This is a genomic window from Curtobacterium sp. VKM Ac-2887, from assembly GCF_015350935.1.
Lineage (GTDB): Bacteria > Actinomycetota > Actinomycetes > Actinomycetales > Microbacteriaceae > Curtobacterium.
In genome coordinates, this window is sequence record NZ_JADKSB010000002.1 from 304,793 (window position 1) to 320,770 (window position 15,978).

Annotated in this window: 13 protein-coding genes; 8 read left to right on the top strand and 5 right to left on the bottom strand. The window is 70.9% G+C overall.

The genetic code is table 11. The features are described 5' to 3' along the window. Positions 1-111 precede the first annotated feature (111 nt). From ITJ69_RS04205 to gap, 8 genes are all read left to right on the top strand, one after another. Positions 112-2,433, top strand: coding sequence for a transglycosylase domain-containing protein (locus ITJ69_RS04205; RefSeq protein ID WP_194672071.1), 2,322 nt, complete (start codon positions 112-114; stop codon positions 2,431-2,433). A gap of 145 nt (positions 2,434-2,578) precedes the next feature. Next, positions 2,579-2,878 carry an Asp-tRNA(Asn)/Glu-tRNA(Gln) amidotransferase subunit GatC gene (gatC, locus tag ITJ69_RS04210; RefSeq protein ID WP_111085021.1) on the top strand — a complete coding sequence of 100 codons (300 nt, stop codon included), beginning with the start codon at positions 2,579-2,581 and terminating at the stop codon, positions 2,876-2,878. Beyond that, complete coding sequence (gatA, locus tag ITJ69_RS04215; protein WP_111085022.1) at positions 2,875-4,419, top strand: Asp-tRNA(Asn)/Glu-tRNA(Gln) amidotransferase subunit GatA; 1,545 nt, start codon at positions 2,875-2,877, stop codon at positions 4,417-4,419. The genes gatC and gatA overlap by 4 nt, the downstream gene beginning before the upstream one ends. Then, a complete protein-coding gene (gatB, locus tag ITJ69_RS04220; protein ID WP_123340738.1) occupies positions 4,419-5,924 on the top strand; it encodes an Asp-tRNA(Asn)/Glu-tRNA(Gln) amidotransferase subunit GatB in 1,506 nt (501 codons plus the stop codon). The genes gatA and gatB overlap by 1 nt, the downstream gene beginning before the upstream one ends. A 133-nt stretch (positions 5,925-6,057) precedes the next feature. Continuing rightward, complete coding sequence (locus ITJ69_RS20885; RefSeq protein WP_194672072.1) at positions 6,058-7,137, top strand: type III polyketide synthase; 1,080 nt, start codon at positions 6,058-6,060, stop codon at positions 7,135-7,137. Then, on the top strand, positions 7,134-7,856 hold the full coding sequence (locus tag ITJ69_RS04230; protein WP_194672073.1) for a methyltransferase domain-containing protein: 723 nt from the start codon (positions 7,134-7,136) through the stop codon (positions 7,854-7,856). Before ITJ69_RS20885 ends, ITJ69_RS04230 begins: the two co-directional genes overlap by 4 nt. A 51-nt stretch (positions 7,857-7,907) precedes the next feature. Beyond that, a complete protein-coding gene (locus tag ITJ69_RS04235; protein WP_194672074.1) occupies positions 7,908-8,858 on the top strand; it encodes a GlxA family transcriptional regulator in 951 nt (316 codons plus the stop codon). 111 nt (positions 8,859-8,969) lie between these two features. Further along, entirely contained in the window at positions 8,970-9,974 is a 1,005-nt protein-coding gene (gene gap, locus ITJ69_RS04240; protein ID WP_194672075.1) for a type I glyceraldehyde-3-phosphate dehydrogenase, read from the top strand. Between the two features lie 176 nt (positions 9,975-10,150). Here gap and ITJ69_RS04245 read toward each other — a convergent pair whose 3' ends face one another. From ITJ69_RS04245 to ITJ69_RS04265, 5 genes are read right to left on the bottom strand one after another with little or no spacing between them, the layout of a single operon-like run. Next, a complete protein-coding gene (locus ITJ69_RS04245) occupies positions 10,151-11,239 on the bottom strand; it encodes an N-acetylglucosamine kinase (protein ID WP_323742965.1) in 1,089 nt (362 codons plus the stop codon). Beyond that, complete coding sequence (locus tag ITJ69_RS04250; protein WP_123340745.1) at positions 11,227-12,534, bottom strand: 6-phospho-beta-glucosidase; 1,308 nt, start codon at positions 12,532-12,534, stop codon at positions 11,227-11,229. The genes ITJ69_RS04245 and ITJ69_RS04250 overlap by 13 nt, the downstream gene beginning before the upstream one ends. Before the next feature lie 8 nt (positions 12,535-12,542). Further along, positions 12,543-13,433 carry a carbohydrate ABC transporter permease gene (locus ITJ69_RS04255; protein ID WP_131921616.1) on the bottom strand — a complete coding sequence of 297 codons (891 nt, stop codon included), beginning with the start codon at positions 13,431-13,433 and terminating at the stop codon, positions 12,543-12,545. Then, on the bottom strand, positions 13,433-14,473 hold the full coding sequence (locus ITJ69_RS04260; RefSeq protein WP_200849231.1) for a carbohydrate ABC transporter permease: 1,041 nt from the start codon (positions 14,471-14,473) through the stop codon (positions 13,433-13,435). The genes ITJ69_RS04255 and ITJ69_RS04260 overlap by 1 nt, the downstream gene beginning before the upstream one ends. Continuing rightward, positions 14,473-15,831: an extracellular solute-binding protein gene (locus ITJ69_RS04265; protein WP_228504733.1), complete on the bottom strand. Its 1,359-nt coding sequence runs from the start codon at positions 15,829-15,831 to the stop codon at positions 14,473-14,475. Before ITJ69_RS04265 ends, ITJ69_RS04260 begins: the two co-directional genes overlap by 1 nt. Positions 15,832-15,978 lie beyond the last annotated feature (147 nt).

Genomic DNA, 15,978 nt, shown 5'->3' on the forward strand with positions numbered 1-15,978 from the left:
GCGGATCGCGACCCGCGACAGGTGTTGCCTGAGCGGCAACCTGAGCGACGGCGCAGCCTCAGTCGGTTCCACGGCAGAACCAGTACAGCCCGCCTCCCTACGGTTCGGGGCATGCGTGTGGTGCGATGGCCTGGTGCTCTCCTGATGTTCGTGGTGATGTCCGTGCTCGCCGGCATGCTCGTCGCCGTCGCGGTGACGCCCGCGGTCGCCGTCGCGGGTGAGGGCACCTCGGGTGCGGTCGCGTTCTTCGAGGACCTGCCGAGTTACCTCGACGTGCAGACGCCGCAGCAGGTGTCGTCGGTGTACGCGACGAAGGGCGGCAAGCAGGTCAAGATCGCGTCGTTCTACGCCGAGAACCGGACGAACGTCGCGGCCGACCAGATGGCGGACACGCTCAAGCAGGCCGCCATCGACACCGAGGACCCCCGCTACTACGACGAGGGCGGCATCGACGTCCTCGGCACGCTGCGCGGAGTCGCCGCGACCGTCGTCGGCGGCGACGTCCAGGGCGGATCGAGCATCACGCAGCAGTACGTCAAGAACGTCCTCGTGCAGCAGTGCGAGGAACTCACCGGCAAGGACCAGGCCGCCACGGCGAAGAAGGTGGAGGCCTGCTACGAGGACGCAGCCGGCGTCACCCCGCAGCGGAAGCTGCAGGAGATGCGGTACGCGATCGCGGTGAACAAGAAGTACTCGAAGGACGACATCCTGACCGGGTACCTGAACATCGTCGGGCTCGGCGGTCGGGTGTACGGCGCCGAGGCCGGTGCCGAGTACTACTTCGGCGTGCACGCGAAGGACCTGTCGCTCGTGCAGTCGGCCACGCTCGTGGCGATCCTCAACAACCCCTCGAACCTGCGCATCGACGTGCCCGGTGACAAGGACAACGGGCAGGCGAACGGCTACGCGCTCACCAAGGAACGACGCGACTACGTCCTCCGCCGCATGCAGGCGCACGGGTCGATCACGAAGGCCGAGATGACGAAGGCCATCGCGACCCCGGTCACGCCGAAGATCACCGAGACCGCGAACGGCTGCTCGACCGCGGCGACGAACTACGACGCCGGCTACTTCTGCGACTACGTCCGCGACCAGGTGCTGCAGGACCCGGCGTTCGGCAAGACCGCCGCGGCGCGCATCGCGACGCTCGACACCAAGGGCCTGCAGATCCACACCTCGCTCGACCTCGACCTGCAGGGCCAGGCGCAGACCGCACTGTCGACCTACGTGCCGGCCACGATGGCCGGCGTCGACGTCGGCGGCTCCAACGTCACCGTCGAGCCCGGCACCGGACGCATCATGTCGATGCTGCAGAACACGTCGTACACGCAGGGCGACAACGCCGCAGCGGGGTCGACCGCGGTGGACTACAGCGCGGACTCCGGCTACGGCAACTCCGGCGGGTTCCAGACCGGCTCGACCTACAAGGTGTTCACCCTGGCCGAGTGGCTCGCGACCGGCCACACCCTGTCCGAATCGGTGTCGACCACCGAGCACACGTTCCAGAACTCGGAGTTCACGAACTCCTGCCAGAACGTCAGCGGCGGGACGTGGCCGGTCGCGAACGCCGAGTCCGTGCCGGCGTCGATGACCGTGCAGGCCGCCACCGTCGAGTCGATCAACACCGCCTTCGGCGCGATGGGCAAGCAGCTCGACCTCTGCAAGATCGCGCAGCTCGCACAGTCGATGGGGATCCACCGCGCCGACGGCGGTGCCCTCGGACAGACCCCCTCGTCGATCCTCGGCGTCAACGAGCTGTCGCCGATCGACCTGGCCGAGGCCTACGCCGGCTTCGCGAACGGCGGCGTCGTCTGCACGCCGACCGCGATCGACTCCGTCACCGAGTCGGACGGCACGAAGATCACCCCGACGCCGTCGTCCTGCACGCAGGGGGTCTCGGCGGACGTCGCCGGCACCGTCGACTACGCGCTGCAGGGCGTGCTGTCGGGCTCCGGCACCGCCGCCAGTGCGAACCCCGGCGACAGCGTGCCGAAGTTCGCGAAGACCGGCACCACCGACGGCGACGTGCAAAACTGGCTCGTCGCGTCGTCGACGAAGTACACGAACGCCACCTGGATCGGGAACGTGCAGGGGAGCGTGAGCCTTGCGAACTGGCCGTTCCTGCAGGGCACCACCGGGTACAGCGCGAAGTTCGGGGTCGGGAAGTCGATGATGGCGTACCTGGACCAGACGGTCGGCGGGGACGCCCTGCCCACGCCGAGCCAGGCGATGATCGGGCAGGCGAGCCACTCGTCGCAGTCGTCGCAGTCGCAGTCCTCGGCGTCGTCGGGATCCGGTGCGTCGCAGGCCGACCAGTCGACGCCGACCACGCCGACGCAGACCGCTGCACCCGCTGCACCGGCTGCTCCGGCGGAACCGGCGGCACCCGCCGCCACGGCGGCTCCGACAGCGGGTGACCAGAACGGGAAGTGACGGCTCGGGTCCACGCCGACTGGAGGCCCGTCACCGGTCCGCCGGACCGGTGACGGGCCTCCAGGCAGCCGTCCACAGCCGCGCCTGCGTGATCGACCGCAGCCAATAGACTGTCGGACGTCCACGAACCGATCGACGGAGCACCATGCCTGACATCACGAGCGAGCAGGTCGCGCACCTGGCGAACCTCGCACGTATCGCACTCACGCCCGACGAGATCGAGAAGCTGACCGGGGAGCTGTCGCACATCGTCGAGAGCGTCGCCAAGGTCGCCGAGGTCGCGACCGACGACGTCCCGCTGACGAGCCACCCCGTGCCGCTCGGCAACGTCACCCGACCCGACGTCGTCGGCCAGACGCTGACGCAGGAGCAGGCGCTCTCCGGAGCGCCGGACTCCGACGGCGAACGGTTCCGAGTGACCGCCATCCTGGGAGAAGAACAGTGACCGACATCACGCGGATGAGCGCCGCGGCGCTCGCCGACGCCCTCGTGGCGCGCGACGTCTCGAGCGTCGAGGCCACGCAGGCCCACCTCGACCGCATCGCCGCCGTCGACGGCGACGTGCACGCCTTCCTGCACGTCAACCAGAACGCCATCGCCGTCGCGAAGTCGATCGACTCGCGTCGCTCGGCCGGCGACGACCTCGGGCCCCTCGCCGGTGTCCCGATCGCGATCAAGGACGTCCTGTGCACGCAGGACATGCCGACCACCTCGGGCTCGAAGATCCTCGAAGGGTGGATGCCGCCGTACGACGCCACCCCGGTCGCGAAGCTCCGCGCCGCCGGCCTCGTGCCGCTCGGCAAGACCAACATGGACGAGTTCGCGATGGGCTCGACCACCGAGTTCTCGGCGTACGGACCGACCCACAACCCGTGGGACCTCGACCGCATCCCCGGCGGGTCCGGCGGTGGCTCGGCCGCTGCCGTCGCCGCGCACGAGGCACCCATCGCCCTCGGCTCCGACACCGGTGGCTCGATCCGTCAGCCCGGCGCCGTCACCGGCACCGTCGGTGTGAAGCCGACCTACGGCGGGGTCAGCCGCTACGGCGCGATCGCCCTGGCGTCCAGCCTCGACCAGATCGGCCCGGTCGCCCGTACCGTCCTCGACGCCGCGCTCCTGCACGACGTCATCGGCGGGCACGACCCGCGCGACTCCACCTCGATCCCCGACGCCTGGCCCTCGATGGCCGCCGCCGCCCGCGAAGGACTGCAGGCGGACACGCTGCGCGGCCTGCGCGTCGGCGTGGTGAAGGAACTCGCCGGGGGCGACGGCTTCCAGGCCGGGGTCACCCAGCGCTTCCAGGAGACCGTCGCGCTGCTCGAGTCGGCCGGTGCGGTCGTCGTCGAGATCGACGCCCCGTCGTTCGCCTACGCGATCAGCGCCTACTACCTGATCCTGCCGGCCGAGGCCTCGTCGAACCTGGCGAAGTTCGACTCGGTGCGCTTCGGCCTGCGCGTCACGCCGGAGAACGGTGCGACGGTCGAGGACGTCATGGCCGCCACGCGCGAGGCCGGGTTCGGTCCCGAGGTGAAGCGTCGCATCATCCTCGGCACCTACGCCCTGAGCGCCGGGTACTACGACGCCTACTACGGCTCGGCGCAGAAGGTCCGCACGCTCGTGCAGCGCGACTTCCAGGCCGCGTTCGACCAGGTCGACCTGCTCATCAGCCCGTCGGCCCCGACGACCGCGTTCCCGATCGGTGAGCGCATCGACGACCCGCTCGCGATGTACCTCAACGACCTCACCACGATCCCGGCGAACCTGGCGGGCGTGCCCGGCATGAGCATCCCGAACGGCCTCGCGCCAGAGGACGGCCTGCCCGTCGGCGTCCAGCTGATGGCCCCGCAGCGTGAGGACGCCCGCCTGTACCGCTACGGTGCGGCACTCGAGCGTCTGCTCGAACAGCAGTGGGGAGCCCCGCTCATCGACCGGATCCCGGACCTCGACCAGAGTCAGCAGTCGGCTGCGCAGGAAGGTGTGATCTGATGGCGCAGAAGGACGCGCTCATGGACTTCGACGAGGCACTGGAGCGCTACGAGCCGGTGCTCGGCTTCGAGGTGCACGTCGAGCTCGCGACGAAGACCAAGATGTTCTCGGACGCGCCGAACTTCTTCGGTGGCGAGCCGAACACGAACGTGACGCCGGTCGACCTCGGGCTGCCCGGGTCGCTGCCCGTCGTCAACGCGCAGGCCGTCCGGTACTCGATCCAGCTCGGCCTCGCGCTCGGCTGCTCGATCGCCGAGTCGTCGCGGTTCGCCCGGAAGAACTACTTCTACCCGGACAACCCGAAGAACTACCAGGTCTCGCAGTTCGACGAGCCGATCGCGTTCGAGGGCGAGGTCGAGGTCGAACTGGCCGACGGCACGATCTTCAACATCCCGATCGAACGCGCTCACATGGAAGAGGACGCCGGCAAGCTGACGCACGTCGGTGGTGCCACCGGCCGCATCCAGGGTGCCGAGTACTCGCTCGTCGACTACAACCGCGCCGGTGTGCCGCTCGTCGAGATCGTCACGAAGCCGATCTTCGGTGCCGAGCACCGTGCCCCCGAGCTCGGTGCCGCGTACGTGCAGGTCATCCGCGACCTCGTGCGCGCACTCGGTGTCTCCGAGGCCCGCATGGAGCGCGGCAACCTGCGCTGCGACGCCAACATCTCGCTGCGCCCCCGCGGCCAGGAGAAGCTCGGCACCCGTACCGAGACGAAGAACGTCAACTCGTTCCGTGCCGTCGAGCGTGCGATCCGCTACGAGATCCAGCGCCAGGCCGCGATCCTTGCCGACGGCGGCTCGATCACGCAGGAGACCCGTCACTGGCACGAGGACACCGGCCGCACCTCGGCCGGCCGTCCGAAGTCGGACGCCGACGACTACCGCTACTTCCCCGAGCCCGACCTGCTGCCGGTCGTGCCGGACCCCGCGGTCGTCGAGGAGCTCCGTGCGTCCCTGCCCGAGGCACCGGTGGCTCGCCGCCGTCGCCTGAAGGGCGACTGGGGCTTCGCCGACCTGGAGTTCCAGGACGTCGTGAACGGCGGCCTGCTCGACCAGGTCGAGGGCACCGTCGCCGCCGGCGCTGCGCCGCAGGCCGCCCGCAAGTGGTGGACCGGCGAGATCAGCCGTGTCGCGAACGCGCAGGACGCCGAGCCCGGCGATCTGGTGTCGCCGCAGCACGTCGCCGAGGTCATCGCGCTCGTCGAGTCCGGCGACCTGACCGACCGCCTGGCACGCCAGGTGCTCGAGGGCGTCATCGCCGGCGAGGGCTCGCCGGCCCAGGTCGTCGAGGCGCGCGGGCTCAAGGTCGTCTCCGACGACTCGGCGCTCACCGCCGCGGTCGACGAGGCTCTCGCCGGCCAGCCGGACGTGCTCGCGAAGATCAAGGACGGCAAGGTCCAGGCCGCCGGCGCCATCATCGGTGCCGTCATGAAGGCCATGAAGGGCCAGGCGGACGCCGCCCGCGTCCGCGAGCTGGTGCTGGAGCGCGCGCAGCAGGCGTAGTCGCCGTTCCGTGCAGTTCCGTTCCGCGGAACCAGGTTCCGGACACAGCGCCGTGGGAAACCACGGTGCTGTGTCCGTTCCGCGGTGTGGGAGAACCTGGGGACGCGTCAGCGACCCGGTGACAGGATGAGTCGTGTCCGCAACGATCCGCGCCATCGGAACCGCCGTCCCGGAGACGACACTCGAGCAGGCTGCCGTGCGAGACCTCTTCGCTGCGCAGCCCGAGCTCGGTCGTCTCGGCCGGCGGCTCGTCCCCGCAGCCTTCGACGCCTCGGCGGTCGAGCACCGGCACACCGTGCTGGCCGAACTCGACCGGAGCCGTCCAGCGGGCGCGTTCCGCGACACGGACGGCGCGCTGCACTCGCCCTCGACTGGCACCCGCAACGACCGCTACCGCGAGCTCGCACCGACGCTCTTCGTCGAGGCTGCTCGTGACGCGTTGGCCCGCGCAGACGTCGACGCGGCCTCGGTCACGCACGTCGTCACGGTGTCGTGCACCGGCTTCACGCAGCCCGGCCCGGACCTGGACATCGTGACCGAGCTCCGCCTGCGCCGTGACGTCTTCCGCCACCACATCGGGTTCATGGGGTGCTGCGCGGCGTTCCCGGCGCTCCGGATCGCGGCCGCGTTCGCCGAGGCCGACCCGGCCGCGGTCGTGCTGGTCGTCTGCGCCGAGCTCTGCACCCTGCACGTCCGCGCGAGCGACGACCCGGACCAGATCGTCGCGAACAGCGTCTTCGGGGACGGTGCCGCCGCCGTCGTGGTCACCGCCGACGGCCCCGGCCTGCGCCTCGACGCGTTCGCCACCGCCGTCGTGCCCGAGAGCGCCGGCGAGATGGCCTGGAACATCGGCGACGAGGGCTTCGAGATGGTCCTGAGCACCGCCGTGCCCAAGCTCGTCGGCACGAGCGTCGCCGAAGCCGTCGCGTCGCTGCTCGACGGTCCCGCCGCCGACGTGCCGGTGTGGGCCGTGCACCCCGGTGGCCGCGCGATCCTCGACCGCACGCAGCAGGCGCTCGACCTGCCGGACACGGCGATCGCGGCGAGCCGGACGGTGCTGCGCGACCACGGGAACATGTCGAGCGCGACCGTGCTGTTCGTGCTCCGCGAGGCCCTCGACGCCGGGATCCCGGACGGTGCTGCCGTCGTGGCGCTCGCCTTCGGCCCCGGTCTCACGGTCGAGAGTGCGCGACTGACCATGGTGCGCACGTGAGCCGTTCCGACGGCGGCTCCACGGGCCTCCCGGTCCTCGACCTGCGCACGCGCGCGGTCGACCTGACCGAACTCATGGACGACCCGGACTGCGACCCGCGCGCGCTCGCGCGGACCTTCCGGCGCTTCGCGCTCGTCAACGCCCTGGTGAGCGGCTGGCGTTCGGCGTGGCGGACCCACGTCGTACCGGCTCTGCCGGTGCACGGCCGCGCCCGGGTCCTCGACCTCGGGTGCGGCGGCGGCGACCTGGCCCGGGCCGTCGTGCGGTGGGCGGCGAGCGACGGGTTCGACGTCGAGGTCGTCGGGGTCGACCCGGACCCGCGGGCGATCGACGCGGCGAACCGACGGGCACCGCGGGGTGTCACCTTCCGGCAGCAGTCGAGCGGTGACCTGGTGACGGCGGGCGAGCGGTTCGACGTCGTGGTGTCGAACCACGTCCTGCACCACCTGGGCGACGACGAGCGGAACGGGTTCCTGGCGGACTCGGAGGCGCTCGCGTCGGGTCGCAGCGTGCACTCGGACATCCGTCGGTCACGCGAGGCCTACCGGGCGTACGCGCTGGCGTCGCCGCTGGTGTCCGCGGGGACCTTCGTCCGGGTCGACGGCCTGCGGTCGATCCGCCGGTCCTTCACGCTGGCGGAGCTGCGGGACTCGTTGCCGAGCGGGTGGCGAGCGGAACGGGCATCGCCGCACCGGGTGCTGGCCGTCCGCGACGCCTGACGGTCAGGGCACTCCGCGAGCCGGGCGGCCACGTCCGCTAGCGTCGCCGGTATGGCTGCGTTCCCACTGCACCGCGTCGCGGTCCTGGTGCTCGACGGCGCGAAACCGCTCGACGTCGGGATCCCCGCGCAGGTGTTCTCGAACCGGCCGAGCATGCCCTACGAGGTGCGGGTGTGCGGCCCCCGGGCCGGTCGGATCACCGGCGGTGACGGCTTGGCCTACGCGGTCGACCACGGGCTGGAGGCACTGGACTGGGCGGAGACCGTCTTCGTGCCCGGCTACCGCCGCCCATCGGACTCCGCGCCGCCGGCCGACGTCGTCGCGGCACTCGCGCGGGCCCACGAGCGCGGCGTCCGCATCGCGGCGATCTCCACCGGGGCGTTCGCGCTCGCGGCAGCCGGGCTGCTCGACGGCCGCCGGGCGACGACGCACTGGCACTACACGCGGGTGCTCCGTGAGCGGTACCCCGAGGTGGACGTCGACGAGGACGTGCTGTTCGTCGACGCCGGCTCGGTGCTGACCAGCGCCGGCGCCGCGAGCGGCATCGACCTGTGCCTGCACATCGTCCGACAGGACCACGGCGTGGCACTGTCGAACCACGTCGCCCGACGGCTCGTCAGCGCCCCGTACCGCAGCGGCGGCCAGGCGCAGTACGTCCCGCGGAGCGTGCCCGAACCGCTCGGCGACGTGTTCGCCGACACCCGGGAGTGGGCGCTCCGGCACCTCGCCGAGCCGCTCACGCTCGAAGCGCTCGCGCGGAACGCCACGGTGTCGACCCGGACGTTCTCACGTCGGTTCGTGGAGGACACCGGGTACACGCCGATGCAGTGGGTGCTGCGGGCGCGCGTCGACCTCGCCCGGGAGCTCCTGGAGCAGTCCGACCTCGGCGTCGACCAGGTGGCCGAACGAGCGGGCCTCGGTTCCGACGCGAACCTGCGGACGCACTTCCGGCGGATCCTCGGGACCTCGCCCACCGAGTACCGCCGGACGTTCCAGGACTGACCGCGCCGACGCGGCGGTGGTGGCGACATCCTTTCGGACGCTGGCTTCCCTGCCACTGGAGCCGTGCCTTCCGGCCCGTGAGCATGGACCACGGAACGAAAGGAACTCCACATGACCCGCATCGCCATCAACGGCTTCGGCCGCATCGGCCGCAACACGCTCCGCGCCCTGCTCGCACGGGGCGGTGACGACCTCGAGGTCGTCGCCGTGAACGACCTGACCGCCCCCGACACACTCGCGCACCTGTTCCGCTACGACTCCGCCCTCGGGCCGTTCGACGGCACCGTCGAGGTCGACGGCGACACGCTCGTCATCGACGGCCGCCGCGTCCGCGTGCTCGCATCGACGTCGCCGGCGGACCTGCCCTGGGCCGAACTCGGCGTCGAGGTCGTCCTCGAGTCCACCGGACGCTTCACCGCACGCGACGCGGCAGCCGGGCACCTGACCGCCGGCGCCCGACGGGTCCTCGTCAGTGCGCCGGCCACCGGAGCGGACGCCACCATCGCGTACGGCGTGAACTCGGACACGTTCGACCCGGCCGTGCACACGGTGATCTCGAACGCATCGTGCACGACCAACGCGCTCGCACCCCTGGCGTCGGTGCTCGACGACCTGGCGGGGATCGAACACGGGTTCATGACCACCGTGCACGCGTACACGCAGGAGCAGAACCTGCAGGACGGGCCGCACCGTGATCTGCGTCGGGCCCGCGCCGCCGGCGTGAACATCGTGCCGACGACGACCGGGGCGGCCAAGGCCATCGGGCTGGTGCTGCCCCGCCTGGAGAGCAAGCTGTCCGGTGACGCCATCCGCGTGCCGGTGCCCGTCGGGTCGATCGTCGAGCTGAACACCGTCGTGTCGCGGGACGTGACCGTGGACGAGGTGAACGAGGCCTACCGCGCCGCGGCTGCCGGTCCGCTCGCCGGGGTCCTGGCGTTCACGGTGGACCCGCTCGTGTCGACGGACATCACCGGGCGGCCGGAGTCGAGCATCTTCGACTCGCTGCTCACCCGCGTCGACGAGGGCCGGCACGTGAAGGTCGTCGCCTGGTACGACAACGAGTGGGGCTTCTCGAACCGCGTGGTCGACACGCTCGGGATGCTGGCGCGGGCGTAGGCCGTGGGGCCGCCGCCGGACCCGGCGGTCGGTCCGCGCGGTTCGTGCCGCGAGAGCGACAGTCTGCGGCGAATGTTCGGCGGCAGACTGTCGCTTTCGCGAGGGCGTCGTGCGGGCGGGCGGGCGCCGCCGCGCCCGCGCCCGCGCCCGCGCCCGCGCCCGCGCCCGCGCGCGCGTCAGCGGATCAGCGCGGTCGTGCTCGCGAAGGCACGGGAGCGCACGGCCTCGCGGTACCGCTCGAGCGCCGCGTCGTCGGCGCCGACCGACTCCAGCGCCGCGAGCCCTGCGCCGAGCACCGGGGGATCGGTCACCCAGGTCGGCACCGCTCCGGGGACCCGGGCAGCGAGCCCGTCGACGACACCGTCCACGAGCAACGGGTGCCGAGCTGCGAGCACCCCGCCGCCGAGCACGACGGGCACCGGCTCGGCCGCCGAACCACCGAGGCCCAAGCGCTCGAGTGCGACCGCGGCGAGCAGGACGATCTCCTCCGCCTGCCGCTCCACGACGCTCCGGGCCACCGCGTCGCCGGCTCCGGCCACGTCGAACAGCACCGGGCAGAGCCGGTTGAACACGCGCTGGTCCAAGCGGCCGAAGTGGATGGCCTCGGTGACCTCGCGGACGCTGCGGAGGCCCACCGCCGCCGGCACCGCGTCGACCAGTGCCGTCGCCGGACCGCGCCCGTCGTCGGCCCGCGCCGCGTGCCAGAGCGCCCGGTTGCCGAGCCACGCGCCGCCACCCCAGTCGCCGGAGACGTCCCCGATGGCCGGGAACCGTGCGGTCGTGCCGTCGGCCCGCACCGCGAGGGCGTTGATCCCGGTGCCGCACACCACGGCCGCGGCGTCGGGGGACAGGGTGCCGGCCCGCAGCAGCGCGAACAGGTCGTTGTCCAGGACGTGCGGTTCGCCGCCGTCCTCGGCCCAGTGCGCGAGCGCCGCGGTCGCCGCGACGAGCTCGTCGTGCAGGTCGAGCCCGGCCAGGTACACGTGCGTCGTCCGGATGCGCCGGTCGCCCAGCTCGCTGACGACCCGCGCTCGGACGTCGTCGAGGATCGGGCCGGCGAGGTCCCAGCCCCGCGTCTGCGGGTTCGACCCCGGACCGCGCGCGTGCCCGACGATGGTCCCGTCGAGTGCGATCGCGACGACGTCGGTCTTGCTCCCGCCCCCGTCGACGGCGAGCACGACGTCGGTCGCGTCCGGTGGAACCGGCGCGGGCGGACGGGAGGCTCGGGCCGGGCCCGCCTCGCCGGTCCGGCTCAGCCCGCCCACGTCACCTGCTCCGATCGCGCCCACGGGATGTGTTCCGCGTTCGCGGCCAGGAGCAGGTCGGTGAGCTGCTCCGCCTTGTCCACCTGCCCGACGAGCGGGTGCGCCCACATCGCACGGAGCACCCGGTCGCGGCCACCGTGCACCGCGGCGTCGAGCGCGAGCCGCTCGTACCCGGCGACGTGCGACACGAGACCGACCATGTCCGGGTCGAGCGGGGAGACCGGCAACGGCGTGATCGCCTGGCGGGTGACGCGCGACGGCACCTCGATGACGTGGTCGTCCGGCAGGAACGGGAACGTGCCGTCGTTCCGGACGTTGAGGACCTGCACGTCGCCGCGGTCGCCGAGGATCGAGGACAGCACGTCGATCGCCGCCTCGGAGTAGTAGGCGCCGCCGCGCTGCTCGAGTTCGGCGGGCTTCGTCACGACGGACTCGTCGGCGTACTTCGCGAGCAGGGCCCGCTCGGTCTCCATGACGGCCTCGGCACGGGTCGGTTCGTGCAGCTGCTCCTGCAGCACGATGTCGTGCGAGTAGAAGTACCGCAGGTAGTACGAGGGGATCGCGTGCTGCAGACGGAGGAGGTCCGGGTGCATGTGCACGCTCTCCGCCGTCCGGCCGAGGGCGCCGTCCGACTCGGCGAGCAGGTCCGCCATGACGTCGCGCTCGACGCCGTCCGCGCCCGTGACGTGCACGCCGCGCTCCCACGTCAGGTGGTTCAGGCCGACGTGGTCGAGCCGGACGTGGTCGGGGGCGACGCCGAACTCCTTCGCGAAGCGGCGCTGGAACCCGATCGCGACGTTGCACAGTCCGACGGCGCGGTGCCCGGCCTCGAGCAGGGCACGGGTGACGATGCCGACGGGGTTGGTGAAGTCGACGATCCAGGCGTCCGGCTTGGCGTGCTTCCGGACGAGTTCGGCGTACTCCAGGACCACGGGCACGGTGCGGAGTGCCTTCGCGAAACCGCCCGGACCGGTGGTCTCCTGGCCGATGCAGCACGCTTCGTGCGGCCACGTCTCGTCCTGCTGCCGTGCGGCCTGCCCGCCGATGCGGAGCTGGAACATGACGGCATCGGCGTCGGTGACCCCGGCAACCACGTCGTCGGTGACGTGGATCGTGCCGGGGTGTCCGGCGTGCGCGAACATCCGCTTGGCGACACCGCCGACGAGTTCGCGGCGCACCGGGTCGGGGTCGACGAGCCAGAGCTCGTCGATGGGGAGCTGGTCGCGGAGTCGGGCGAAGCCGTCCACGAGTTCGGGGGTGTAGGTGGATCCGCCACCGACGACTGTGAGTTTCACTGGAGCTGCTATCCCTTCACGCCGGTGAGCGCGATGCCCTCGACGAATGCCTTCTGTGCGAAGAAGAAGATGATGACGACGGGGACCATGACGACGACGGTCATCGCCATCGTCATCGACCAGTCGGTGCCGTGCTGCCCGCGGAACGTGGCGAGCCCGTACGCCACCGGCCAGGCGGCCTGGTTCTCGGACGCGTACAGGAGCGGGCCGTAGTAGTCGTTCCACGAGTGGAAGAACATGAAGATCGCCGCCGACGCGATGCCCGGGCGGGCCATCGGGACGACCACGCGCCAGAGCACGCCCCACTCGCTGCAGCCGTCCATGCGGGCGGCGTCGCCGTACTCCTTCGGGATGGTCATGAAGAACTGGCGGAGCAGGAAGATGCTGAAGGCGTCGCCGAGCAGGTTGGGCAGGATGAGCGGCCACAGGGTGCCGGTCAGGTGCAGGTGCGACCACATCACGTAGACCGGCACCGCGGTGACCTGCGGGGGCAGGAGCATCGCGACGATGATCACCGTGAAGATCAGGTTCGCGCCCCTGAACTTGATCTGGGCGAGCGCGTAGGCCGCCGGCACCGAACTGAGGAGCATGAACGCGGTGGCGAGGACGGCGTACATCGACGAGTTGCCGAACCACTGCGTGAGCGGCAGCTCGGTGAACACCCGCGCGTAGTTCGAGAAGTCGAACGGCCGGGGCACGATCGACGCCGTGAGGGCCTGGTTGCTCGACATCAGCGAGGTCAGGACCACGAACACGATCGGGGCGATGGTCAGGACGCCGAGGGCCACCAGGGCGGCGTGCTCGGCGATCCACACGAGCGTGCGGCCACGCGGCCTGCCGGTGCGGGGAGCTGGACCCCGTGGCGCCCGGGCGAGCGGGGACTGGGAGACGGCGGTCATCAGGACTCCTCCGGCCGGAACACACTGATCCGACGCATCGTGAAGACGAGCACCACCGCGGTGATCACGAACAGGACCACGGCCATGGCGGACGCGTAGCCGAACTGGAAGTTCGCGAACCCGTGCTGGTAGAGCAGCTCGGTGTAGGTGAGCAGCGAGGTGCCCGGGTAGCCGAGCTGGGCGGCGGTCCCGCCACCGATCGTCGCCTTGCCGCTCGCGACGCCCGAGGCGACGGCCGCTTCGGTGAAGTACTGCAGTGCGGCGATCACCCCCGTCACGGCGGCGAACCCGATCACCGGTGCGATCGTCGGCAGGGTGATGTGCCGGACCTGCTGGACGCCGTTCGCGCCGTCGAGCGACGCGGCCTCGTACAGGTCGCGCGGCACGTCGAGCAGTGACGCCAGGAAGATGATCATGATGTCGCCCATCACCCAGACGCCCAGGATCACCAGCGAGGGCTTCGACCACGCCGGGTCGTTGAACCACAGCGGGCCGTCGATGCCGAAGACCCGGAGGATCTGGTTCACCGGCCCGGTGCCCGGGTTGAAGAGGAACACGAACGCCACGACGCTCGCGACCGGCGGGACCAGGGCGGGCAGGTAGAACAGCGTCCGCCAGAACCCGGTGGCCGTCTTGGCTCGACTGAGAAGCCCGGCCACCAGGAGTCCGCACACGATCCGGACCGGCACCAGGATGACGACGAACCACAGCGTGTTCACGACCGCGGGCCCGATCTGCGGGTCCTGGGTGAACAGGAACTTGTAGTTCAGCAGCCCGACGAACTCGGGCTCCTGCAGCTGGTTGTAGCGCGTGAACGAGTAGAAGATCGATGCGACGAGCGGGTAGGCGAAGAAGATCACCAGGCCCGCCAGGGCCGGCGCGAGCATCGTCAGGGCGACGAGGCGGCGCCGGGACTCTGCGGAGCGGGGCCGACGTCGCGGAGCCGTCGGGGGCACCGGACCGGACCCCGTCGGGCCCGTGGGCCGGGCGGCGCGGGCGAGCCGCGCCTCCCGGCCGGTCGTCTTGGTGGTGAGGCTCATCACGGACCAGCCAGCTGGTTCGCGTTGTCGATGTCGGAGTCCAGCTTCTTCAGCTTCGCGTCGAGGTCGCCGCCGCTCTGCTGGTAGGCCTGCCAGAACTTCGTGAAGGTGCCGATGTAGGCGGCACCGTCCGCGGTGCCCGGCGAGGTCATCGTGTCCTTGTTGCCCGCGACGTCGACGAAGGTCTTGTAGTTCTCGTCGACCTCGAGGTCGGGGGACTCCAGCGCCGAGGTGAGCGTCGGGATGTTCTTCAGACCGTTGCCCATCGTGACCTGCGCGTCGGTGTTGGTGGACAGGTACTTCAGGAGCGCCCACGACAGCTCGGGGTTCTTGGACCCCTTCGCGATGCCCGCGACGTTGCCCGCGATGTACGTCGAGCCGTAGTTGCCGAGGCCGTCCATCACCGGGGTCGGGGACGTGCCGTAGTCGAGGTCCGGCTTCTGGTCCTTGAGGAACGCCGTGCGGTACTCGCCGTCGATCTGCATGGCGACCTGACCGGTCTGGAACGCGTTGTCGGCCGCGAACTCCTGCCCGAGGCCGGACGTGAAGGCCTTGAGCTTGTCGTAGCCGATCTCGTCGACGAAGCCCTTCTGCCAGGTGATGAGCTTCTTCCACGCGTCGGACGTGCCGATCACGCTGTTGCCGTCCTTGTCGAGCCACGAGCCGTCGACCATCGGCGCCCAGTGCTCGGGCGAGTTCTCGTAGAAGTCGATGAGCGGGTTGAAGCCGAGCTGCTTGATGGAGCCGTCGGCGTTGTACGTCGTCAGCTTCAGCGCGTCGGTCTTCAGCTCGTCGAGCGTCTTCGGTGGAGTCGTGATGCCCGCCTTCTCGAGGAGCGGCTTGTTGTACATGAGCGCGCTGACGTCGGCGAGGGCCGGCAGGGTGCAGCGCGTGCCCTTGTACTGCGTGTACGACTGCACCGCCTTCGGGATGTCGGACAGGTCGACCTTGTCGCGCTTGATGTACGGCGACAGGTCGCGGAAGGCACCCGAGGAGCAGAAGCTGCCGACGATCGCGGTCGAGTACGACAGACCCACGTCGATGTTCTGGCCGGACGAGATCGCCTTCTGCAGCTTCTCGTCGTCCTGACCGGCGTGGATGTCGACGGTGACGTCGGGGTTGGCCTTCTCGAAGCCCTCGACGGCGGTCTTCACGACGCCGGCTTCACGGCCGGTGAAGAAGTGCCACAGGGACACGGTGCCCTTGAGTTCCTTCGGGGCGCTCTTCTCGATCGAGTCGGCGCTGCTGCCGGAGCTGCAGCCGGCGACGACGAGTGCGCCGGCCGCGGCGACGGCCGTGGCGGTGGCGATGCGGCGGAACACCCGGCGGCGCGGGACGTTCGGTTCGGGGAGGGACAAGGCGGTACTCGCTCTCTGGTCTCGCTCCGTCGCCGTCCGTTTCCGGGCGCCGCCCGTTTCCGGGCGCCGCCCGTTTCCGGGCGCGACGAAGAGCCCTGTGACAGGGCTGGGTAATGGTGCCTCGAGTGGTGCGGGTGGAACGTTCAG